The 22,834-nt window shown below is 45.7% G+C and carries 22 protein-coding genes and 1 other RNA gene; 7 read left to right on the top strand and 16 right to left on the bottom strand.

All coding sequences use genetic code 11. The annotated features are described in order from the left end of the window. Window positions 1-7 precede the first annotated feature (7 nt). The 7 genes from ruvX to clcA all read right to left on the bottom strand — a co-directional run bounded on the left by ruvX (window position 8) and on the right by clcA (window position 5,977). Window positions 8-433, bottom strand: coding sequence for a Holliday junction resolvase RuvX (ruvX, locus tag ABUE30_RS16080; RefSeq protein ID WP_408624855.1), 426 nt, complete (start codon window positions 431-433; stop codon window positions 8-10). A 9-nt stretch (window positions 434-442) separates the two neighbouring features. Then, complete coding sequence (locus ABUE30_RS16075; protein ID WP_408624854.1) at window positions 443-1,006, bottom strand: YqgE/AlgH family protein; 564 nt, start codon at window positions 1,004-1,006, stop codon at window positions 443-445. Between the two features lie 35 nt (window positions 1,007-1,041). Then, window positions 1,042-2,001 carry a glutathione synthase gene (gshB, locus tag ABUE30_RS16070; protein ID WP_408624853.1) on the bottom strand — a complete coding sequence of 320 codons (960 nt, stop codon included), beginning with the start codon at window positions 1,999-2,001 and terminating at the stop codon, window positions 1,042-1,044. Continuing rightward, window positions 1,998-2,735, bottom strand: coding sequence for a 16S rRNA (uracil(1498)-N(3))-methyltransferase (rsmE, locus tag ABUE30_RS16065; protein WP_408624852.1), 738 nt, complete (start codon window positions 2,733-2,735; stop codon window positions 1,998-2,000). Before rsmE ends, gshB begins: the two co-directional genes overlap by 4 nt. Window positions 2,736-2,738: 3 nt before the next feature. Beyond that, window positions 2,739-3,245 (bottom strand): SprT family zinc-dependent metalloprotease, encoded by a 507-nt coding sequence (locus ABUE30_RS16060; RefSeq protein ID WP_408624851.1) that lies wholly within the window; start codon window positions 3,243-3,245, stop codon window positions 2,739-2,741. 56 nt (window positions 3,246-3,301) lie between these two features. Continuing rightward, the gene (gene metK / locus ABUE30_RS16055; protein ID WP_408624850.1) at window positions 3,302-4,453 is read right to left on the bottom strand and encodes a methionine adenosyltransferase; all 1,152 of its coding nucleotides are present in this window, start codon (window positions 4,451-4,453) and stop codon (window positions 3,302-3,304) included. Window positions 4,454-4,546: 93 nt separating this feature from the next. Further along, window positions 4,547-5,977 (bottom strand): H(+)/Cl(-) exchange transporter ClcA, encoded by a 1,431-nt coding sequence (clcA, locus tag ABUE30_RS16050; RefSeq protein WP_408624849.1) that lies wholly within the window; start codon window positions 5,975-5,977, stop codon window positions 4,547-4,549. A gap of 738 nt (window positions 5,978-6,715) precedes the next feature. Between clcA and tkt the strand changes: the two genes are divergently transcribed. The 4 genes from tkt to ABUE30_RS16030 all read left to right on the top strand — a co-directional run bounded on the left by tkt (window position 6,716) and on the right by ABUE30_RS16030 (window position 12,496). Next, a complete protein-coding gene (tkt, locus tag ABUE30_RS16045; protein WP_408624848.1) occupies window positions 6,716-8,710 on the top strand; it encodes a transketolase in 1,995 nt (664 codons plus the stop codon). A 576-nt stretch (window positions 8,711-9,286) separates the two neighbouring features. Further along, window positions 9,287-10,450: a phosphoglycerate kinase gene (locus ABUE30_RS16040; RefSeq protein WP_408624847.1), complete on the top strand. Its 1,164-nt coding sequence runs from the start codon at window positions 9,287-9,289 to the stop codon at window positions 10,448-10,450. 107 nt (window positions 10,451-10,557) lie between these two features. Continuing rightward, window positions 10,558-11,634 carry a class II fructose-bisphosphate aldolase gene (gene fbaA, locus ABUE30_RS16035; protein WP_408624846.1) on the top strand — a complete coding sequence of 359 codons (1,077 nt, stop codon included), beginning with the start codon at window positions 10,558-10,560 and terminating at the stop codon, window positions 11,632-11,634. A gap of 184 nt (window positions 11,635-11,818) precedes the next feature. Beyond that, window positions 11,819-12,496: an SIMPL domain-containing protein gene (locus ABUE30_RS16030; RefSeq protein ID WP_408624845.1), complete on the top strand. Its 678-nt coding sequence runs from the start codon at window positions 11,819-11,821 to the stop codon at window positions 12,494-12,496. Between the two features lie 43 nt (window positions 12,497-12,539). Here ABUE30_RS16030 and serA read toward each other — a convergent pair whose 3' ends face one another. The 6 genes from serA to zapA all read right to left on the bottom strand — a co-directional run bounded on the left by serA (window position 12,540) and on the right by zapA (window position 16,724). Continuing rightward, window positions 12,540-13,772, bottom strand: a complete 1,233-nt coding sequence (gene serA, locus ABUE30_RS16025; protein WP_408624844.1) for a phosphoglycerate dehydrogenase — start codon at window positions 13,770-13,772, stop codon at window positions 12,540-12,542. A gap of 234 nt (window positions 13,773-14,006) precedes the next feature. Beyond that, window positions 14,007-14,660 carry a ribose-5-phosphate isomerase RpiA gene (gene rpiA / locus ABUE30_RS16020; protein WP_408624843.1) on the bottom strand — a complete coding sequence of 218 codons (654 nt, stop codon included), beginning with the start codon at window positions 14,658-14,660 and terminating at the stop codon, window positions 14,007-14,009. A gap of 31 nt (window positions 14,661-14,691) precedes the next feature. Then, window positions 14,692-15,297 carry a 5-formyltetrahydrofolate cyclo-ligase gene (locus ABUE30_RS16015; protein WP_408624842.1) on the bottom strand — a complete coding sequence of 202 codons (606 nt, stop codon included), beginning with the start codon at window positions 15,295-15,297 and terminating at the stop codon, window positions 14,692-14,694. 59 nt (window positions 15,298-15,356) lie between these two features. Further along, window positions 15,357-16,037: a DUF481 domain-containing protein gene (locus ABUE30_RS16010; RefSeq protein WP_408624841.1), complete on the bottom strand. Its 681-nt coding sequence runs from the start codon at window positions 16,035-16,037 to the stop codon at window positions 15,357-15,359. 198 nt (window positions 16,038-16,235) lie between these two features. Next, window positions 16,236-16,416, bottom strand: a non-coding RNA gene (gene ssrS, locus ABUE30_RS16005) — 6S RNA. 5 nt (window positions 16,417-16,421) lie between these two features. After that, a complete protein-coding gene (gene zapA, locus ABUE30_RS16000; RefSeq protein ID WP_408624840.1) occupies window positions 16,422-16,724 on the bottom strand; it encodes a cell division protein ZapA in 303 nt (100 codons plus the stop codon). Between the two features lie 193 nt (window positions 16,725-16,917). Here zapA and ABUE30_RS15995 point away from each other — a divergent pair, with 193 nt between their 5' ends. The 3 genes from ABUE30_RS15995 to ABUE30_RS15985 all read left to right on the top strand — a co-directional run bounded on the left by ABUE30_RS15995 (window position 16,918) and on the right by ABUE30_RS15985 (window position 20,024). Beyond that, a complete protein-coding gene (locus ABUE30_RS15995) occupies window positions 16,918-17,487 on the top strand; it encodes a UPF0149 family protein (protein WP_408624839.1) in 570 nt (189 codons plus the stop codon). Window positions 17,488-17,498: 11 nt separating this feature from the next. Continuing rightward, on the top strand, window positions 17,499-18,689 hold the full coding sequence (gene ubiH / locus ABUE30_RS15990; RefSeq protein ID WP_408624838.1) for a 2-octaprenyl-6-methoxyphenyl hydroxylase: 1,191 nt from the start codon (window positions 17,499-17,501) through the stop codon (window positions 18,687-18,689). 147 nt (window positions 18,690-18,836) lie between these two features. Then, on the top strand, window positions 18,837-20,024 hold the full coding sequence (locus tag ABUE30_RS15985; protein ID WP_408624837.1) for an FAD-dependent monooxygenase: 1,188 nt from the start codon (window positions 18,837-18,839) through the stop codon (window positions 20,022-20,024). Between the two features lie 18 nt (window positions 20,025-20,042). Here the strand turns inward: ABUE30_RS15985 and rimK are convergent, their stop codons facing one another. The 3 genes from rimK to ABUE30_RS15970 all read right to left on the bottom strand — a co-directional run bounded on the left by rimK (window position 20,043) and on the right by ABUE30_RS15970 (window position 22,794). Next, window positions 20,043-20,963, bottom strand: coding sequence for a 30S ribosomal protein S6--L-glutamate ligase (gene rimK / locus ABUE30_RS15980; protein WP_408624836.1), 921 nt, complete (start codon window positions 20,961-20,963; stop codon window positions 20,043-20,045). Further along, window positions 20,960-21,385: an ATP-dependent zinc protease family protein gene (locus tag ABUE30_RS15975; RefSeq protein ID WP_408624835.1), complete on the bottom strand. Its 426-nt coding sequence runs from the start codon at window positions 21,383-21,385 to the stop codon at window positions 20,960-20,962. Before ABUE30_RS15975 ends, rimK begins: the two co-directional genes overlap by 4 nt. Window positions 21,386-21,564: 179 nt before the next feature. Beyond that, window positions 21,565-22,794, bottom strand: a complete 1,230-nt coding sequence (locus tag ABUE30_RS15970; protein ID WP_408624834.1) for a multifunctional CCA addition/repair protein — start codon at window positions 22,792-22,794, stop codon at window positions 21,565-21,567. Window positions 22,795-22,834 lie beyond the last annotated feature (40 nt).

The following is a 22,834-nucleotide window of genomic DNA, read 5'->3' as shown; positions in this document are numbered from 1 at the left end:
GTAAACATTATGATTGAGGTTGCCGTTGTAATTCATACCAAGATTCGATGATAACGACCGCACTTGCGCTATCTATGGCACCTTTTTTGAGTGCCTTGTATCCCCCTCTAGCAAATAGGGTGGCTTTCGCATCGACTGTGGATAGGCGCTCATCTTGAAACTCAACCGGCAAGCCAAAGCGACCATGTAATCTGTTACCAAATTTACGGGCCCGTTGGGTGATCGATTGTTCACTACCATCCATATTCAGAGGCAAACCTACAATGAGCCGCTGGGGTTGCCATTGATGCAATAGCTTGGTTAACTCATCCCAATTGGGCATGCCGTCACGCGCTTTTAAAGCGGGGAGGGCACTGGCACTTTGAGTGACGGGGTTGCCAATCGCAACTCCGATACTGAGCGTACCGAAGTCAAAACCTAATATCGATTCCATAAAACCTCTTTAAGCATGACCTATGTCAGCGGTGAGCTGCCATGGCTCAAAGCCAAGTTGCCGAGTCGCAGCTTCCCAACGTTGGTGGGGAGGGGTATTAAATATGATCTCGGCAGTAGCTGGAATATTCAACCAAGCATTATCAGCAATTTCTTGTTCTAACTGGCCTGTCGACCAACCGGCATAACCTAAGGTGAGTAGATAGTGCTCGGGTTGTTTTGCTGTTCCGAGCGTGGTCAAAATATCCTTAGAGGTCGTTATCATCAACTGACTGCTCAATGCTAAGCTGCTGCTAAACCCCTCTTGCGGGGTGTGTAAGACAAAGCCGTGCTCTTGTGCGACAGGGCCTCCTTGAAAGACTTGATGGCCCGCTAACTCTTTCAGGTCTTGTTCTGCATCCATCATATTGATCTGTGTTAGCAAATTATCAATTGTCAGCTCGACAGGCATATTAACCACCAAGCCCATGGCGCCCTCATCATTGTGTTCACAGACATAAACGACCGATTGTTTAAAAAAGGGATCGATAAATCCAGGCATAGCAATTAAAAACTGATTTTTGAGATTTTCCATTGCGCCTCCTCTTAGGTCGTCTGTTGGCTTAGATGTTATCGAGTTGAATCACTGAGTCTGCGCTCGATGGCTTGCATTAAATGTTCAGCAATATCTAAGCCAAAAGCTGCCTGAATTTCACGAATACAGGTGGGACTGGTTACATTGATTTCAGTGATATGCTCACCAATTACATCTAAACCAACAAAAATGAGCCCTTTTGCTTTGAGCGTCGGGCCGATAGCTCGAGCGATCCGCCAGTCTGATTCTGATAAAGGCCGCGCTTCACCGCGTCCGCCTGCGGCCAAATTCCCTCGGGTTTCACCTTGGGGTGGGATCCGAGCGAGACAATAGGGCATTGGTTCGCCGTCTACAATCAAAATTCGTTTGTCACCATCTTTGATTTCGGGTAAGTAGGTTTGTGCCATGCAATATTGGCTTTGCTGCGCGGTGAGTGTTTCAATCACGACTGATACATTGGCATCATCTGGTTTGAGACGAAAAATAGATGTGCCACCCATGCCATCGAGGGGTTTCATAATGACATCTTGATGCTGTTGGTAGAATGCTTTTAAGCGTGCTGCATCACGAGTCACGAGAGTTGGTGGCGTAAACTCGCTAAACCATGCGGTAAAGAGTTTTTCATTCGCATCACGCAGGCTTTGCGGTTTGTTGACGATTAACGTGCCATAGTCTTCGGCGCGCTCAAGCATATATGTGGCGTAGATAAACTCAGTATCAAAAGGGGGATCTTTACGCATTAAAATCACATCAAGTTCACGTAATAGTTGAGCTTTGCTCTCACCCAGTTGGTAGTAATCATCAGGGTTGTCAGCCACCGTCAGTGGGCTCATCTGCCCATAGGCTTGACCATCTTGCATGAACAGATCATTCATCTGCATGTAATACAGTTCATAACCGCGGCGCTGAGCGGCCAGTAGCATCGCCAGACTGGTATCTTTTTTGAAACTGATCGATTCGATAGGATCCATGACGATCCCAAGTTTTATAGTCATTGTGCTAAATCTCCAAACTGACATTGCAGTGCGCTAATGGCGGTGAGTGCTGCAGTCTCAGTTCTTAAAATACGTGGCCCAAGTTGGATCTCAGAAAATGCCAATATGCTACAGCGGTTGATTTCATCGTCGCTTAATCCGCCTTCAGGGCCGATTAAAAGACGGATACCGTGTGTAGGTGTCGGCATGCTCTTGATGGTATATGGGGCCTTTGGGTGTAAATTCAACTTCAGAGCCGGCGTTGGTTGGGCACTCCATTGTTCTAAACTTATCACCTCATGGACAATAGGTACAACAGCTCGACCACACTGTTCACAAGCGCTAACCACTACTTTTTGCCATTGCTGACGCTTTTTCTCAAGCCGTTTTTCATCAAGTTTGACGCCACAGCGTTCACTCAGTAATGGGGTGATAGCAATAACGCCCAGCTCCACTGATTTTTGAATGGTAAAATCCATCTTATCGCCCCTTGACATGACTTGTCCGAGATGGATATTCAAAGGCGATTCTAAATGATGTTGGTCTTCTCTAGTATTGATTTGGACACTGACCGAACGTTTTGTGAGTTCGAGTATTTCACCATGATAATCATAACCATCCCCGCAAAATAGGGTAATGGGATGACCGGTCGTTAAACGAAGTACACGGGCGACATGGCCAGCCCCATCGTCACTGAGATCAATTTGATCATGGTCGCGCAGCGGCTCGGGATGATAAATTCTGGGAATACGCATCGTTCATTCCTTTATAAAAGTCGTCTGAATCGGCAGTAGTGAATGGGTGGCTAGTGTTAATGTCCCTTGACATGCTCGGCAACAGTAAACGAGGCCTTTTTGTATGGCTTTATGGCGCCGCTTTGTCAGTTGATGCGTGCGGCAGTGACAGTGATACGTATAAGTTGGACCGATAACTGACTGCGTGTTGTAATGGTGCAACCTCTCGGCGCGAAGGTCAAATACATCAGTCATAATTTGTTGCCATTCTCGGCCATGAGCGCGGACAGAACCATACAGACTATAAGCAATCCAGTGGGCTACTTCATGGCCAACTGTATGGCGTAAAAAGTGCTGACGGTTCTCTTGATAGAGAATTGGATTAAAACGTAGTAATGCCCGGCTCAAATTAGCCTGACCTGCTGCCTGCCCGCGTAAATCCACACGGATTTGTGGGCGCAGAAAAGACCGCTCAAAGTAGTCTTCAGCGCGTTGACAATAGGTGTCACAAGAGTCAATAATTGCTTGCATAATGTTAAAAAGGCGCTTAAAAGCGCCTTTTCTCAATGAGGGCTATTAGGGTAATTCTACAGACCCGCCGCATCTCGTAGCAAGTCAGCTTTATCTGTTTTCTCCCAAGGGAACTCATTGCGGCCAAAATGACCAAAAGTAGCGGTTGGCTGATAAATTGGTCGTTTAAGGTCAAGCATTTCAATTAATCCATAGGGACGTAGATCAAAATGTTCACGCACTAGCTCAACTAAGCGTTCATCCGATACGCAACCGCTGCCAAAGGTATCGACACTAATTGATGTCGGTTCTGCAACCCCGATGGCATAAGACACCTGGATTTCACAGCGTTTAGCAAGACCTGCCGCCACGATGTTTTTCGCGACATAACGCGCTGCGTATGCGGCGCTGCGGTCAACTTTAGATGGATCTTTACCTGAGAAAGCCCCACCGCCATGGCGCGCCATCCCACCGTAAGTATCAACGATAATTTTACGCCCTGTGAGTCCGCAATCGCCCATTGGGCCACCAATGACAAAGCGTCCGGTTGGGTTAATGAAAAATTTAGTTTTTGCGCTGAGCCATTCACTAGGTAAAACCGGTTTAATAATGGTTTCCATTACGGCTTCTTGCAGATCTTTTTGATTGATGGCTTCGCTATGCTGTGTGGATAATACCACTGCATCGATGCCTTTGATCTGGCCATCTTCATAGGCAAAAGTCACCTGACTTTTGGCATCAGGGCGTAGCCAAGGTAGCGTGCCATCGCGGCGCACTTGCGATTGGCGTTGTACTAAGCGGTGTGCATAGGTGATTGGAGCTGGCATTAATACGTCGGTTTCATCACTTGCATAACCAAACATTAACCCTTGATCGCCAGCACCTTGAGATTTCGGATCTTCGCGGTCAACCCCTTGATTAATATCAGGAGATTGCTTACCAATAGCATTTAATACGGCACACGAATCAGCATCAAATCCCATCTCCGAGCCAGTATAACCAATTTCGCGGACCGTTCGTCGAGCTAAGTCTTCAATATCAACCCAAGCTGAGGTAGTGATTTCACCACCAACAAGCACCATACCTGTTTTGACATATGTCTCACAAGCAACGCGCGCCATTGGATCTTGTTTTAAGATCGCATCAAGGACTGCATCAGAGATCTGATCCGCGATTTTATCGGGATGCCCCTCTGATACAGATTCGGATGTAAATAAGTGTGTAGCCATGGAAAACTCTCTTATCAACCAGTAATAATGGATGTATGACCATCTGGACGTCTATTCTAATTGAGTTTGAGAAATTTTCCAGTGTTTATTTTGTCACTCAATTTTTGTTGCTGTTGAACTGGCCGCAGGTTTAACCATATCTTTGGCTGCTGGTTGACGGTTTTCTTTATTGAGCAGCGATTGTTTTAACAATGCTGAATAAAGTGGACTGCCGCCTAGAGCCTGCGCAATAAAGGTCGCCCCTAAACAGGTCATTAATAGTGGCAATATCAACTGATAGTTGTCGGTCATTTCCACCACCAGGATGATCCCAGTAACAGGAGCACGCACGGTTGCCGCAAAAAGGGCCCCCATTCCAGCCACTGCATAGATACCAGGTTCAGCAACCAGCCCAGGAAAGAGGTGAGCGGCGATGGTACCGTAAGCAAGTCCTAGCAACGTGCCTAAAGTGAGCATAGGCGCAAACACGCCGCCTGGTGCGCCAGATGAGAAACAGCCTAATGTGGCAACCAGTCGTAAAACGAATAAAAAGATTAATAACCACAACCCCATTGGTTCACGAACAAATTGAGTGATATGGATAATGCCACCCATCGCTAAAGAGGGATAATACAGTTGGAAAAAAGCAAATATACCGCCAAATAATGCGCCGGTCATGGTCATCCGGAGTAACCGATTACGGTGATAACGTTTAAAATAGCCAGTTAAATGGAGTACGGCGTCGTTAAACTTGATCCCCACCACCCCAAAAATAATACCGAGCAGCAAAAATAGCCACAGTGATTCTAGCGGCGGCACTTTAAAGCTTGGAATATCCATGATCGCTTGTTGACCATGGAAATAGCGCAGCACAATCGTTGCCATTAGCGTCGCGAGCGTGACACATTTAAACGAGGTGATGTTATAGCGAAACTGAGGACGCATCTCTTCGATGATAAACAATATCCCCGCAAGTGGCGCATTAAACGCAGCGGCCAGCCCTGCAGCTGCACCCGCCGCCGTTAATATGTGAGTTGCATGTTGATAGCGTTTTGCCGCGCCAGCGCACATCCGACCAACAGCCCCGCCAATCTGTACGGATGGGCCTTCGCGTCCCAGTACCATCCCAGAACTTAAGGTGCAGGCACCAGCGATAAACTTAATCGGCAACACTCGCCACCAACGGATATCATGTAGTCCATCTAATGCCCCTTCGATGTGGGGGATACCACTGCCAGATACTTCGGGAGCAAACCGTGCCGTGAGCCAAAACCCTAGAGCCGCGATTGCCGCACCGCTTAAAATAATTAAAATGGCCGTAATGAATACTGGCCAATGCAATTGATCAAATAGGTGTATTCGATAATCGGCCACCACATTAATGGTCTTTTCAAACAGGGCGACAATTAAGCCGGAGATAGAACCGACGATTGCCGATAATCCGAGCAAGACCATATAGTCTGATTGGGTTGTAAAAATCTTTGGAGTCACCCGATGTTTAAGGATGCCTCCTTGAAAGAAACGAAAGTTTGGAGATTTGGGCATCTGGCCTGAACCTAAAGTTAATTTGTGAGATAGATCAACAATTGTGTTGTGGCGACTAGCTTATGGAAGCTGTACTTTTATGCTATGACAAACATCAAGGAATCTGTGGTCTTTGTCATGTTTTATCGCGGGCTAACTAAAGATCTGTGTATGTAGGTATAGGCTAACTATCTTTTCTATCAGATCGTCAGATTGACTGGTGTAGTTGGGTTACAGGATGACTTATGTCCGGTCAAAAGACCGTTCTATAACGCCTACCAAGCAGACAAAGAACCTAGAATACACAAACTTTATAGATGATTTTTAAGGTAATTTCCGAGTGAACCAGCGATTGTTTTGGCAACACATACATTCAGCTTTCTGACTGCCGTCAGCGCGTATAAGGATACAAACAACCTGGTTAGGAAACAAGCAATATCACGTAATATGTGGGGATATAAATAGATTGCCGATGAAATATTTCAGCGATCACTATTATCTGAGCACTTAATAAAAAAACATGTACGATATTGGACTTGTATCATCCTGGTCGCTTGACCATTTTGCATTGAACAGAGTACAAGCAGCAGCGTAGTGTAATAGCTAAATCCGCCAGATACTTGCAAAGTTTCGCTAACTGGACGATTTTGCTACCGACAAAGCATTTTCCTGATATAAATATTGAGTCACTGGAGCTAGTTTGTGACAATGGACTCATTCTGAGTTTTATTCTTATAAGCAAATCATCAGGAGAAACCAATGTCTTCCCGTAGACAGCTTGCAAATGCAATTCGAGCTTTGAGTATGGACGCGGTCCAAAAAGCCAAATCTGGTCACCCAGGGGCCCCCATGGGGATGGCTGATATTGCCGAAGTCCTATGGCGTGATTACCTTAAGCATAATCCGAGTGATCCAAAATGGGCCGATCGTGATCGGTTTGTGTTATCCAACGGCCATGGTTCGATGCTACTGTATTCTCTACTGCATCTAAGTGGTTATGATTTACCTATTGAAGAGCTCAAACAGTTTCGTCAATTGCATTCTAAAACGCCCGGCCATCCTGAATATGGATACACCGCAGGTGTAGAAACGACCACCGGCCCACTTGGCCAAGGGATTAGTAATGCAGTTGGTATGGCGCTTGCTGAGAAGACCTTGGCGGCTCAGTTTAACCGTGAACATTTTCCAGTTGTTGATCATTATACCTATTGCTTTTTAGGCGATGGCTGCATGATGGAAGGCATCTCACATGAAAGCTGTTCGCTCGCTGGTACTCTTGGGCTTGGCAAACTCATCGCGTTTTATGATGATAACGGCATCTCTATTGATGGTGATGTTAAAGGGTGGTTTACTGACGATACAGTGAAACGTTTTGAAGCCTATGGCTGGCATGTCATTGCTGATGTTGATGGCCATGACAGCGACGCGATTGCCAACGCTATCGATGCAGCTCGCAGTGAACAAAATAAACCGACGTTGATCTGTATGAAAACAGTGATTGGTTTTGGCTCGCCGCATAAAGCTGGGTCTCATGAGGCTCATGGCGCGCCTTTAGGGGATGATGAAATTGCTGCGACGCGTAAACAGTTGGGTTGGAATTATCCACCATTTGAAATTCCTGATGACATTTATGCGCAGTGGGATGCCAAAGAAAAAGGGACTCAATCACAAGCACAGTGGAACCAGCTATTCGCCGATTATCAAGCTCAATATCCAGAGCTAGCAGCTGAATATACACGCCGTATAAAAGGCGAACTGCCGGCTGATTGGACTGAATTTGCTGATCATTACATCGCCCAATTGCAGCACTCTCAAGAGAAAGTTGCCACCCGTAAGTCCTCGCAAATGGTATTAAATGTGTTTGGTCCCAAATTACCTGAACTGCTCGGTGGTTCTGCTGACTTAGCGCCGTCTAATTTGACGATTTGGTCTGGTTCTCAAGCCATCACCCATGATGATGCGTCAGGTAACTATATGCATTATGGCGTGCGTGAATTTGGTATGTCAGCGATAATGAATGGGTTGGCTGTACACGGTGGTTTAGTCCCTTATGGCGCAACTTTCCTAATGTTCATGGAATATGCCCGTAATGCAGTGCGTATGGCGGCGTTGATGAAAGCGAAGTCGATTTTTGTCTATACCCATGACTCCATTGGTTTAGGCGAAGATGGCCCAACTCACCAAGCCGTTGAACAAACATCGATACTGCGCTTAACACCTAATATGCAAACATGGCGTCCGTGTGACACGGTTGAATCGGCCGTTGCTTGGCGAAGTGCTATTGAGCGCAATGATGGCCCAAGTGCACTGATTTTCTCGCGACAAGGTTTAGCCCCGCAGGATCGTGATGCAACGCAATTGCACAATGTAGCCTGTGGTGGATATGTGCTCAAAGATTGCCAAGGTGTCCCTGAGCTTATATTGATTGCAACAGGTTCTGAAGTGGAGCTGGCAGTTGCAGCGGCAAATATACTCACTGAGCAAGGTCGTGCTGTTCGCGTCGTTTCTATGCCATGTACAGAGTTATTTGATAAGCAAGATGCAGCTTATCGTGAAGCGGTGCTGCCGTTTGCGGTGCGTAAACGTGTTGCCATTGAAGCGGGTATTGCCGATTTTTGGTATAAGTATGTTGGTTTTGACGGTGTCGTTGTTGGCATGACAACCTTTGGTGAGTCAGCGCCAGCAGAACAACTGTTCGAAGAATTTGGCTTTACTGTTGAGAATGTAGTGAACCAAGCGAATGCGTTGAGTTAATTGTTCCACTCGTTGATTTGAACTTTAAAACCCGATGAATTATTTCATCGGGTTTTTTTCTGACGATTATAAAGCATTTAGTCGGCTGTAAACGACCGTGGTATTTCACGTCTGCTGAAGAAAATGTGGTAGTATTACTACAAATGATCGCTTGATGCGGGAAAATAAATAAAATTGGTTATCGTGCTTGAGATTCATTTGAGCCAAATGCTGAGACGATCTATCATCGCGTTATGAGTTGAGTCGATGCGGCTAAATGAGCCGAATGCGAACACCGATTGACCCACATGTTGTTAGGTGCTCAGTAGTCATTTAAGCGAAATATGTGTTGGATAATGTAAAAAAGTTACAGTTTCTGATGTAAATCAAGCCTTATTGGGGCGCAATCGCGGTACATTAGTTAAAGGCGGGATTGATCACAATAGAGTGGAGTTGGTGACGGTGTCTTTGGCGCTAAAATGCGACATTAATTAGATGACATATTAAACTCTATCGGATGGTATAAATTAAAGCAGCTACTTGCAGCTTAAGTAAGTGAGCTGAGCGGTTTACTTTTAAACATAAAGAGGACTGATAATGGCAATTATCAAAATGACTGATCTGGATCTAAATGGTAAACGAGTTCTGGTTCGTGAAGATCTGAACGTTCCAGTTAAAGATGGTAAAGTCACTTCAGATGCGCGTATTCTTGCATCAATTCCAACCATCAAACTAGCCCTTGAAAAAGGTGCAAAATTGATGATTACTTCACACCTTGGTCGTCCAACTGAAGGTGAATATAACGAAGAATTCTCTTTGCAACCCATTGTTAATTACCTCAATGACGTTCTTGATGTTCCTGTTCGTCTGGCAAAAGACTATCTAGATGGGATTGAGGTGAATGCCGGTGAAGTGGTTGTGTTAGAAAACGTTCGCTTTAACAAAGGCGAAAAGAAAAATGACGAAGCATTAGCCAAAAAAATGGCTGCATTATGTGATGTGTATGTCATGGACGCATTTGGTACCGCTCATCGTGCGCAGGCGTCTACCCATGGTGTGGGTCAGTTTGCTGATGTTGCCTGTGCAGGTCCGCTGCTGGCTGCTGAATTAGATGCTTTAGGTAAAGCGATGGATCATCCTGCACGGCCAATGGTTGCCATTGTTGGTGGTTCAAAAGTATCGACTAAATTGACCGTTTTAGAATCATTATCCAAAATTGCCGACCAGCTTGTTGTCGGGGGTGGGATTGCGAATACCTTTATTGCAGCAGCAGGTGGCAATGTAGGTAAATCACTGTATGAAGCCGATTTAGTTGACACTGCTAAAGCATTGATGAGCAGTGCCTCTATCCCTGTTGCAACGGATGTGGTCGTTGGTAAAGAGTTTTCTGAAACGGCCGTTGCTACAACGAAATCGGTAGCGGATGTAGTTGATGACGATATGATCTTTGACTTAGGTCCTGATTCATCAGCGAAGCTGGCTGAAATTTTAAAAAGTGCCAAAACGATTTTGTGGAATGGCCCTGTCGGTGTGTTTGAATTCGATCAATTTGCTGAAGGCACCAAAGTTATTGCGCAAGCGATTGCACAAAGTGATGCTTTCTCAATTGCTGGTGGGGGTGATACACTGGCTGCTATTGATAAATTCGGTATTAAAGATAAAGTTTCTTATATTTCAACTGGCGGCGGCGCTTTCTTGGAGTTTGTGGAAGGCAAGGAATTACCAGCGGTTGCAATGTTAGAAGCAAGAGCCAAAGGTTAACCGAGTGATTGGCGCGCTCTTCGAGCGCGCTAATAGCCAGCAATGGCTAATTTATTTTGTTACAATTAATTTATATTTTTTAAAGAGATGAGACGGGAAGCCTAGCTATGTCTAAGATTTTTGATGTGGTCAAACCGGGTGTTATCACTGGTGATGACGTACAAAAAGTATTCAAAATTGCCAAAGAAAACCATTTCGCACTGCCAGCAGTCAACTGTGTTAATACTAACTCAGTCAATGCCGTGCTTGAAGCTGCTGCTAAAGTAAAATCACCTGTTATTATTCAGTTCTCTAACGGTGGCGCTGCTTTTTTTGCTGGTAAAGGTGTTAAATTAGAAGGGCAACAACCACAGATTTTGGGTGCAATTAGTGGCGCGAAACATGTTCACAACATGGCAGAACATTATGGTGTTCCTGTTATTTTGCACACTGACCATGCAGCGAAAAAATTACTACCTTGGATTGATGGTCTGTTAGATGCCGGCGAAGAATACTTTGCGCAAACAGGTAAGCCATTATTTAGCTCTCATATGCTTGATCTTTCTGAAGAGCCTTTAGAAGAAAATATTGAGATCAGTGCCAAATATTTAGCGCGTATGGCTAAGATGGATATGACGCTGGAAATCGAATTGGGTTGTACGGGTGGTGAAGAAGATGGTGTTGATAACAGCCATATGGATGCATCATCATTGTATACTCAGCCTGAAGATGTAGCTTATGCCTACGAAAAACTCAATGCAGTTAGCCCACGTTTTACCATCGCAGCTTCATTTGGTAACGTACATGGCGTGTATAAACCAGGTAACGTCGTTTTGACGCCAACCATTCTACGTGATTCACAAAAACACGTATCTGAAAAACACAACTTGCCAGAAAATTCACTAAACTTTGTTTTCCATGGTGGTTCAGGTTCTTCTTTAGAAGAGATTCGTGAAGCAATCGGCTATGGCGTGATCAAAATGAACATCGATACTGATACTCAATGGGCAACTTGGGAAGGTATCTTAAATTACTACAAAGAAAATGAAGCGTACCTGCAAGGCCAGATTGGTAACCCTAAAGGCGATGATCAGCCAAACAAAAAATTCTATGATCCTCGTGTTTGGTTACGCAAAGGTGAAGAATCAATGATCAAGCGCTTAGAAAAAGCATTCAATGATTTGAATGCAATTGACGTGCTTTAACCACTTAAATGTAGCGTTTGATAAACCGGCCTATCGGCCGGTTTTTTTGTCTTTGGCGATTGTACTGCAGTTCATTGATTATGCATTTAGCCTTTGCCAGATAAGTTTGTAGGCTGGCGATTACCTGTAATGAGTACTAAGATGAATTGATGCTGCTTTAATGGGTTACTAATCAGGAGAGAATATGAAGAGTGTCGTGCAAGTCATCAGTGTGTTGATTATTTGGGTGGCTAGCGTCGCATGGGCTATGGCTACGGTGCTAACAGTAACGGGACAAGCTGAGATTCAAGTACTCCCTGATCAAGCGCAAGTTACTTTCACGGTATTGGCACAAAGCGACACGGCTGTTAGTGCCAAGCAACAGGTTGATAAGAACGTAGAGAAGATCCAGCAGGCCTTGGGTGCTCAATTTAAAGGCTTAAAGCTGACCAGCGGGCAATTGCAAGTGTCACCTATCTATGCATCTAAACCTGATCAAGCTCCTCAGCTGACAGGCTATAAGGCCAGCAGGCCGGTGCGCATTGATATCGTCGATTTATCACAATTGAGTGTGATTCTCGATAACGCTTTTCAGCACGGAGCTGATTCAATGGCACAGATCCGTTATCAGAATAGTCATGCTAAACAATTGGCTAGCAAAGTTCGTCTAAAAGCATTGCATAACGCCCAGCAATTAGCAGCGCAGTTTGCTAATGCATTAGGTAAAAAAGTCGCATCAATTGATTCTATCGAATACAGCGGTGTTAATCCACGACCATTAATAATGCTCCGTGAAAGCAAATTAATGGGGGTCAGTAATAGCTATCGCAGTGAACAGTTAACGCTTAAAGATTCAGTGTTTGTGCATTTTACGCTGCACTGATAGATGATGTAGCCATGAAAGTATCCCATGGCTACATAAAGGACTAATACAAGACGCGAGCACGGATAGTGCCATCAATCGCTTTGAGTTTCGTTAACGCTTCATGGCCATGTGTCGTTTGTACATCAATCACGACATAGCCAATACCATTGGCTGTTTGCAGATATTGCGCTGCGATGTTGAATTCATCATCTGCAAAAATTTGGTTGATTTTGGTAATGACCCCTGGCTGGTTATGATGGATATGTAGTAATCGACTTGCTCCATCCGTATTGGCTGGCAAGGATACTTCAGGGAAGTTAACCGCCGAGAGTGTTGAGCCATTATCGGAGTATTTCACCAGCTTTGATGCAACCTCTGTCCCGATGTTTTCTTGCGCTTCTAAAGTGCTCCCTCCGATATGCGGCGTGAGTAACACATTATCAAATTCGCGCAGTGGTGAGACAAATTCTTCTTTGTTTGATTTAGGCTCAGTTGGGTAAACATCAATCGCAGCTCCCGCGATTTTACCACTATCCAGATAGCTCGCTAATGCCTCAATATCGACCACACTACCACGCGATGCATTGATGAGCATGGCGCCTTCTTTCATCGCTGACATCTCTTTGGCTGTGAACATCAATTTGGTTTGTGGTGTTTCAGGAACATGTAAACTGATCACATCACTTTGGCTGAGAAGTTCGTTTATGGTGTGTACTTGCTGAGCATTCCCAAGCGAGAGTTTGGGTTCAATATCGTAATAAAGTACATTCATCCCGACAGTTTCAGCTAAGATCCCTAATTGCGTGCCGATATGACCATAGCCAATGATCCCCATCGTTTTACCGCGGGCTTCGAACGAATTATTGGCTGATTTTTGCCATTCCCCACGATGAGCTTTCGCATTACGTGCTGGGATGCCACGTAGCAGTAAAATGGCTTCAGCGACAACGAGCTCAGCAACACTGCGCGTGTTGGAAAAAGGTGCATTGAAGACAGGAATACCTAATTGACAGGCAGCGCCTAGATCGACTTGATTGGTCCCGATACAAAAACAACCAATAGCGACCAATTTTTCGGCGTGGCTCAACACTTCTTCGGTGAGATGAGTGCGTGATCGTATCCCGATAAAGTGAACGTCTTTGATTTTTTCAAGCAAATCAGCATGGCTTAATGACGTTTTCACCTGCTCGATGTTAGTGTAACCGGCACTGTGAAAAGCATCTACCGAACTAGGATGAAGACCTTCAAGCAGGAGAATTTTGATTTTATCTTTATCGAGTGAAAATTTTGACATGGCGTAAATGAGCTCCGAGTATGCTGCAAAATCAGATGTATTAAACTAGCAGAAAAGTGATCGGGGTGGAATTGATGTTTTATTCAATGAATTCACCGAACAGAGCTTTGTATGGCAGATATCGCTTACAACGTGAAGAAGCCTTACGATCAACATGTTAAACTGCACTTTTATGTTATAAATCTGACGAACTATAGAGAGAAAAAAAGCCACACAATGTGTGGCTTTTGATGACTATCGTTCAATCACACCGTTAGGCGTGCCGATAATCACTTTGTCGGCCCCTCGCAGTGCGAAGATGCCGTTGGTGACGACCCCTGCAATGTTGTTGATCGCTTTTTCCATCGCGATGGGGTCGAGAATTTCGAGATTATATACATCAAGAATGACATTACCGTTATCGGTGACCACCCCTTGGCGATACTCAGGCATCCCACCCAACTTCACCAGTTCACGGGCAACATAACTGCGGGCCATTGGAATGACTTCAACAGGCAGTGGAAAGTGGCCGAGAAGATCGACCTGTTTTGATTCATCGACGATACAAATGAAAGTTTTAGCGACCGCCGCGACGATTTTTTCACGGGTCAGCGCCGCGCCGCCACCTTTGATCATCGCATTATGTGCGGTGATCTCATCGGCGCCATCAACATATAAATCTAACTGACTAACGCTATTGAGATCGAATACTTCAATGCCTAACTGGCGAAGCCGCTCAGCCGATTGCACTGAACTGGATACGGCCCCTTCGAGTTGTCCTGCTATGGAAGCCAAGGCGTCAATAAAATAGTTCACAGTTGAGCCGGTTCCAACGCCAACTATCGTCCCGGGTTTAACATATTTTAACGCCGCTGCGCCGACAGCTTGTTTCATTTCGTCTTGGGTCATGAGTGGCTTCTCTAGTTAGCTTGTATAAGTATTATACGCTTTTAGCTGGCCATTCAAAGAGCTCTGATGGCGTGAATATACGGTTTAATGGTTGATCCCAAATAGCCGTGGGAAGTTTGGGGTAGCATTGCAAGTCATGGGCAATACCGACTCGCTGCACATGGGACCCTAGATGCGAAAAGGTGCGATCATAGAAGCCGCCGCCCATGCCGAGCCGATTGCCTTGTCGATCAAATGCGACCAATGGCGTGATCACCATATCCAGTTGATTGACAGGATGTACCTCAGAGCAGTTTAACTGAGGTTCGTTGATACCGAGTCGATTGGTGACTATGGTCGTGTGGGGTTGATAGCGTTGAAATAACAAATGACCTTTACAAAAAGGATGTAAAACGGGAAGGTAGAGCTGTTTTTTAGCTTGCCAACAAGCTTCAATGAGCGGTGCTGTTGATAGTTCACCATCGACACTTAAATACAGTGCAATGGCATGAGTGTTGGCAAAATTTGGATGCGCAGTAAACCGTGAGCACACAGCTGTTGCTGCCTGTTGTTGCTGTGTATCTAAGAGCGCACGGCGTCTCTCACGAGTTTGATGACGAATGGTTTGGCGCAGATGTTGGCAGCTCGATTCGGACATAACGCGAATTCTCGAAAAAGTGAGAGAGTGATTATTGCAAACTCATTGCAACTATTCACTCAGAAGCTATAAAGCAGTGTGATTGCTGTCACAGTATCAAGATGTTTAGGCGTTGGATCATCATCATTTGTCGGTGTGGTTTGATGAGTCAATGTCACGCTCGTTTTTAATGCCAATGGCCCCCAAATATTATTGGTCAAAGAGCTGACCGAGCGACTCATGGTATTGGTATTGCCGATATCACTTGAAAAGGTTTGGTGAAAAGCGGCACTGGCACTAATATTCCAGAGATAATCTAATCCAATATGAAAAATGGCTTCGTTTTGACTCGCACTGGATTCATTGTGTCGCCAACCCGGACCGATTTCAATATCCATGGTCTGAGTATCTCGACTAAAGGCTTGGTAACCGTAACCTAATGATGTGGTCAAAGTATTATCTAGGCCATTAAAACGGTCATTTTCATAGGTAATTAAGCCGTAGGTGTAGCGGTTTTGGTTCCAATCGCGATTGATCTTATAGCTGGCGTAGTAGCGCTCAGCGCTTACTTTTCCTGAATCTTTCGCATAGTTTGCTTCAAAATCAGTATTGTGTCGCCACTTTCCATAGAAAAAATCCATCACTAAACGGCCATGACCACTAGAGGTATCGGAATTCCCCGTCGAGAGGTTCACTCCAGCTTCTGCCTCTCCGGCATAACCCTTTTTTTGTAGATCAGCATCTTTAATCTCAAATGCCATCACATGTGTTGAGACTAAAAGTACCCAAAAGGCACTCAGTGCAGCTTTGTTCAGAGCTAACCTCCAAAGATGAGAGTATGTGTGATTGCCGTCACATTGTAACGGATAGCAGTGTAATGCTCATCAGCGATTATCAGCAATGTAGGTAAGATTTATCTGATGATGGTGATAGATAATCGGAAGCAGTGGTGAACGATAGAGGTACCCAGGGTGGCGCTGTCGAGTTTTTCCCTTGAACCGAAAAGTTCAAGGCGGGTTATAAATTTATCCACCGTAGGCTTCTCAGTAAGCTCTGAGCATGCACAATAGCAGTAAAGTATATCCCTCGTATCAAAATATCGGCAGAGGAGTAACCAACCGACGCTCACCCCAGGTATTAAAAGTTTAACGTTTTATTGAACTATTTTCCAATAAAGCTTGCTCAATTGTACGTTGCAACGACTTGATTCGTTCATCCATACTTTGAGTATACTCTGTATTTTTATGTTTTTCAGATAGAAGTTCATAACTGAGATTCAGCGCAGCCATCATGGCTAAATGTTCGTTGTTGGCTGCACTTTTCGACTTCGCTTCATCAAGACGAGCCGCGAGTACTGATACGGCCTCATGCAAGGCATGTTCTTGTCCTTCAGGACAAGCAACGCGATAATTTTTTCCTAAGAGTAGGATATCGACTGCTTTACTCATCTTGATGGTCCGATCAAGGTTAATTGCGCTGACTATATAGCGCGATGGAGGTGGTTGCAAGTCTATGACCCAGTTTGGATAACTGTTTGTTGTTCAATTGAGCAATATCCTGAATTTTTGTGCCGATGTAACATAGTGCAAATGCGTCAGCAGTGATAGGATCATAGCTCCATTGAGCATATAGGCTAACATCGTGAAAGAATTGACCTATCCTGATTACGCCAACTTTGGCGAGCTTTTATCCAAACATGACGTGATGGCCACTCCCGCGGAGGTTCACGGTTTATTGTGTGGCTTGCTGGCGGGTGGATTGCCCGTGGACGATCAAAGTTGGCCGGTGCATTTAAACGATCTATTTAATGATGGTTTTGCACTTCCCAGAGCCTTGCAAAAGAAAATTGAGAAACTAATTGAGGTGAGCGAATCGTTGTATCGTGATAATCAGTTTATTTTTTATCCATTTATTCCTGGGGATAACGATCCGCTTGATGAGCGCAGTGAAGCCATGGCGCAATGGGTACAAAATTTTTTAGTTGGTTTTGCCCTCGTTTGTCAAGAACTCAGTAAAGCCCCCGATGAAATCCAAGAGCTGATCAACGATTTTAATCAGATTGCACAATTATCACTTGAATTTGATAGTGAAGATGAGATCAATGAACAGGCCTTCTTTGAAGTGTTTGAGTATGTTCGTGTTGGCTCTATGGCCTGTTTTAATCATTATGCGCTACTCGCAACGCACTCGTCTTCACCGACTTTGCACTAATACGGTAACACATGGATACTGATGATTTTGATGTTTTAATTTGTGGCGCAGGGATGACTGGCGCCACGTTAGCGTTGTTGCTGAGCCGTTATGCGAAAGTGCACCACAAAATGCCACTGCGAGTTGCTTTGATTGAAGCTCAACCGCTTAATTATGGGAAGCATCCCGGGTTTGATGGCCGCGCGATTGCGCTCTCTGCTGGCAGTATCAGTGTCTATCAAGGATGTAACTTCTGGTCTCAGCTAGCTCCTTTTAGCGAATTTATTCAGCAGATCCATGTTTCTGATCGCGGCCATTTTGGGCACGTTGATATGCATGCCAAGGAGTATGGTTTAAGTGAGCTGGGTGCAGTCATTGAGCTCAGTCATGCAGGCGAGCAATTGCATCAAGCGTTGAGCCAGCTTAATCATGTCACTCTTTTTTGTCCGGCGACAGTCGCTAAGGTGCAGGCAAGCACTGCGTCGATACAGGTTAAATTATCTGACAATCGAGTGATTACTGGCAAACTATTGGTTGGCGCCGATGGGAGCCACTCACAAGTGGCGCAGCAGATGCGCTTAAATAGCCAGCTGTTAGATTTTGGCCAAAGTGCCATTATTGCTAATGTCGCTTGTCCTAACCCCCATCAACATCATGCTTATGAGCGGTTTACCCCGCATGGGCCAGTCGCTTTATTACCAATGCAAGAGCAACGCTGGTCGCTGGTGTGGTGTGTCCCACGCAGCCAGCAGCAACATTGGCTTAATGTCGGCGATGAAGAATTCTTAGCGGGGTTGCAAAAAGCATTTGGCTATCGAGTCGGGCATTTTCAGCGCGTTGGTCAACGCTCGGGTTATCCGCTGATTTTAACTCAGCGTCAGCGCGTGTTTGCTCAGCGTAGCGTTATTATTGGCAACGCTGCGCACAGTTTGCATCCTATCGCAGGGCAAGGATTTAATCTGGGGATCCGCGATGCTGCAACGCTCGCAGAACTCATGGTTTTAGCTGATGATCCCGGCGAGTTTGCGCTTTTAAATCGTTATCAAACGCAGCGCTGTCAAGACATAGAGACAACCGTTGGATTAACTAGTGCATTAGCGCTGGGTTTTGCCAGTACCGATAAGCTCAGCGTGATCCCACGTAATATTGGATTATTATTAATGCAACATTCGGCGAGTTTAAAGTCGAAACTGGTGCGCCAGACGCTTGGCTATACGCAATGACCTAAAACATGATGGCTGCCGCATAGGCGTGAGACGAGGGGCGTGCCCATATGGCGAATTTAAATATTCTTTCATCATCGAGTCATCTGTCCTAAGTGAGTCGCTAATGCCGGATCGTGCTCACTATCAGTTAATTGAGAGGAAGTAATGAACACCTTTGACATCGTTATTTTAGGGGGCGGCATGGTTGGCCTAGCTTTGGCTCGGGCGCTGGCTGATAGCCCTCTGTCGCTCGCTGTTGTTGAGCCATCCATTCCTAAACCATTAGCCAACGAGCGAGATTTTTCACTGCGAGTGAGTGCTATTAGCCCCGCCAGTGCGCAGTTTTTAGATGAGCTTGGGGTGTGGTCGGCATTGATGGAACAACGCGTCCAACCCTATAAAAAAATGCATGTTTGGGAAAAAGACAGCTTTGCGAAAATTGATTTTGATTGTCAGCAGGCCATGCTTTCGAACCTCGGTCACATTATAGAAAATGAGATCATTCGGGATGGTTTATGGCAACAAGTTTGCGGGCAAGCAAACGTAACGATTATTGATGAGCGTTGCCAGCAACTTGAACGCGGCCAACGTGAAGCTTGGTTGCAATTCGAGCGCTTTGGGATGGTGAGTGCTCAGTTAGTGGTGGGGGCCGACGGCGCTCATTCTTGGCTGCGTCAGCAGTGCGATGTGCCTGTGACTTTTTGGGACTATCAGCATCATGCGCTGGTTGCTTCGATTCATACTGAGCTACCTCATCAAGAATGCGCTCGGCAAGTCTTTAGCGCTGATGGGCCGTTAGCTTTTTTGCCGCTGAGCGATCCTCATCAGTGTTCGATTGTGTGGTCGTTGCCCCAAGCCCGGGCGCAAGCGTTGCAACAGATGTCCTTGGAGCAGTTTAACCATGAGCTTATGGTTGCGTTTGATCAAAAACTTGGTATATCGACGCGGGTGAGCGAACTGCAAGCTTTTCCATTACGGATGCGCTATGCCCGGCAATTTGCCGGTGATCGCTTCGTGCTCGTTGGCGATGCCGCGCATACTATTCACCCGTTGGCAGGACAAGGTGTGAATTTAGGTTTTGCCGATGTACAGGCGTTAGCCATGACGATAAAAACATTGGCTGCTAAAGGTGATGATCTTGGCAAACATCGTTTATTAAGAGCTTGGGAGCGTGAGCGAAAAGCGGATGCGATGGTCATGATCGCTGCCATGGAGTTTTTTAAGCAGCTCTTTGCCGGCGCCCATCCCGCTAAAAAACTGCTGCGCGGGATGGGAATGTCGATCAGTGATAGGCTTTCACCACTAAAACTGCAGTGGATGAGGCGTGCGTTAGGGCTGGCGAACCACTCATAAGAAACTAAATAATCGACTTTATTGGGGCTTTGATTGGCCCCGTATTCGAGCCTGACGAATTTGCGGGCGGCGACTACTTTCGATAAACCGAATAATCTTGCTGGCCACATCAATCCCCGTGGCGCTTTCTATGCCTTCAAGTCCAGGGGATGAGTTAACTTCCATCACCATCGGTCCTTTTTGTGAACGTAACAGATCAACACCCGCCACATTAAGTCCCATGATTTGCGCCGCCTTGACGGCAGTTTGTCGCTCAATGGGAGTTAGTTTGACCACGGATGCAACGCCACCACGATGTAAATTGGAGCGAAATTCCCCAGGTGCAGCTTGGCGTTTCATCGCCGCAATCACTTTATCGCCGATGACAAAACAGCGAATATCTGCCCCACCAGCTTCTTTGATGTATTCTTGGACCATAATATTGGCTTTAAGACCCATAAAGGCTTCAATCACACTTTCTGCTGCTTTACGGGTTTCGGCCAACACGACCCCAATGCCTTGAGTCCCTTCGAGCAGCTTGATGACGCAAGGCGCACCACCAACCATGGTGAGTAGATCAGGAATATCCACGGGTTTATTGGCAAAACCTGTTGTTGGCAGGCCAATGCCTTTACGCGAGAGTAATTGTAATGAACGCAGTTTATCCCGCGAGCGCGTGATAGCGACTGATTCACTAATCGCATACACACCCATCGTTTCAAACTGGCGTAAGACCGCGGTTCCATAAAAGGTCACTGAAGCGCCAATTCGTGGGATGACCGCATCATAAGAGGGTAAGGCTTGTCCCAACATATGAATAGACGGCTCTTGGGCATTGATATTCATATAGCATTTGAGTACATCAATGACATCGGCTTGGTGACCTCGACTGGTGGCCGCTTCCACTAAGCGCCGAGTTGAATATAATCCCGGATTACGCGATAAAATGGCAATCTTCATGCCGGTATTCCTTGTAAATAAGATGCTTGTGGATCCACTTGAAAATGCCCCGCGAGAGCGTTTCGCCCTAAAAGCATGCGGAACTGCATTCGATCACGATTGGTGAGCGTGATTTCAATTGGCCAAAGTAATGTACCGACCTGTGCTTGGGTTTGAATGACATAACGCTTTTCGACGTGTCCACCTGAATCTTTGACTACTCGCTGATCAACCACCGGAGCATTGAACCAAAACTCTTCTTGGCTATTTTGATGCGGATGGATCCCAATTTTTACCCATAGTTGTTGCGCATGTTTAAATGGCTCGAGCGCAAAAGCGTGTAAACAAGAGGTGCGAGCCCCTGTATCTACTTTCGCTTTTATTGGTTCGCAGCCAATAGCCGGTAGAGCGACCCATTCACGCCAGCCAACTAGTTGAGTCATCGTAGTAACTTTATCTTAGGTTAATTTTGCGCGAATTTACTGTAATTAAGTCGCTTAGCAAGTATTTTTGTAACCATATTCTAAAAGTATCTAAGAATATGAAATATGACGAATAAATGATCTATAGAGAGGGGGAGGATACTCTTTGTATCCTTGTTATGACCACTAATCAGACGTGGTTAATAGGGGTGTTGTGCGCGTAGCTTAGCTAAACATTGTAAGCGTTGTGCCCGCAGTTGCTCTCGAATAGCTGAGCCTTTAAACCCTGCTTGAACAATCGGTTGAACTTGGATTTGGCGTAGTTCGCTGAACATGTCCATTAATATCTGTGCTTGTGGATAATCATCTTCAGTGTGATGAAGACGCCCACGAATATCAGCCTGACAGACACTGAGAATCTGGCTAAAGCGCGCGGGTTTGCGCCACACATCACAGCTATCGAACATCATTAATAGCTGTTCATCACTTTGTTCGGCTTGCTTGTGGATAATGATATGCCAACGGCAAGCTAATAGTGCTAAATGGCGGCTATTATTGGGAACTGTTAATCGCTCGCAAAGCTTATCAATGATGGCCCCGCCTAAGAGGTCATGGCCACGATGACTGGGCCAATTGCTTTTGGGGGTGGCTGCTTTACCAAGGTCATGACAAAGTGCGGCAAAGCGCACTTCGCTGCAGTGACTTAAGCGCGCGGCCTGTTCTAGCACCATTAAGGTGTGTACGCCACTATCAATTTCTGGATGCCAATACACAGGCGCAGGGATACCAAATAAAGCATCAAGCTCAGGCAAGATCACGGCCAAGGCCCCGCATTGACGCAAAACTTCAAAAAAGACTTGAGGGGAGTCGCTAGTGAGTGCTTTTTCCATTTCTTGATAGACGCGCTCAGAGGTGAGGCTAGTGAGTTCACCAGAGCCTGCCATTTGGCTCATTAACAATAGTGTTTCATCAGCAATACGAAATCCTAAATGAGCGAATCGAGCGGCGAAGCGGGCAACTCTCAGAACTCGCAGAGGGTCTTCACTAAACGCTGATGAAACGTGGCGCAGTTGCCGCAGTTCTAGGTCAATCAAACCACCATAAGGGTCAATTAAGCGGCCATTTTTATCTTCGGCCATCGCGTTAATGGTGAGATCGCGGCGTTGCAGGTCAGTTTCTAGGCTGATCTCAGGGCCAAATTCACATTGAAAACCAGTATACCCACTACCCGTTTTTCGTTCGGTGCGCGCGAGGGCATACTCATCCCCTGTGTCGGGATGTAGAAATACCGGAAAGGACTTCCCAACTTGGTTAAATCCTTGTGCTTTCATCTGCTCGGCAGTTGCACCTACCACGACATAATCACGATCATTGACGGCTAACCCTAAGCGTTTATCTCGGACTGCTCCACCGACTAGATAAATTTGCACAAAAAACTCCCACTTCATGTTGAGATCGGTATTATACAGC

The organism is Celerinatantimonas yamalensis, assembly GCF_046054155.1.
In the GTDB taxonomy this organism is placed as follows: domain Bacteria; phylum Pseudomonadota; class Gammaproteobacteria; order Enterobacterales; family Celerinatantimonadaceae; genus Celerinatantimonas; species Celerinatantimonas yamalensis.
Note: the sequence above shows the minus strand (reverse complement) of the source record. Positions and strands in the feature narration are given on the sequence as shown.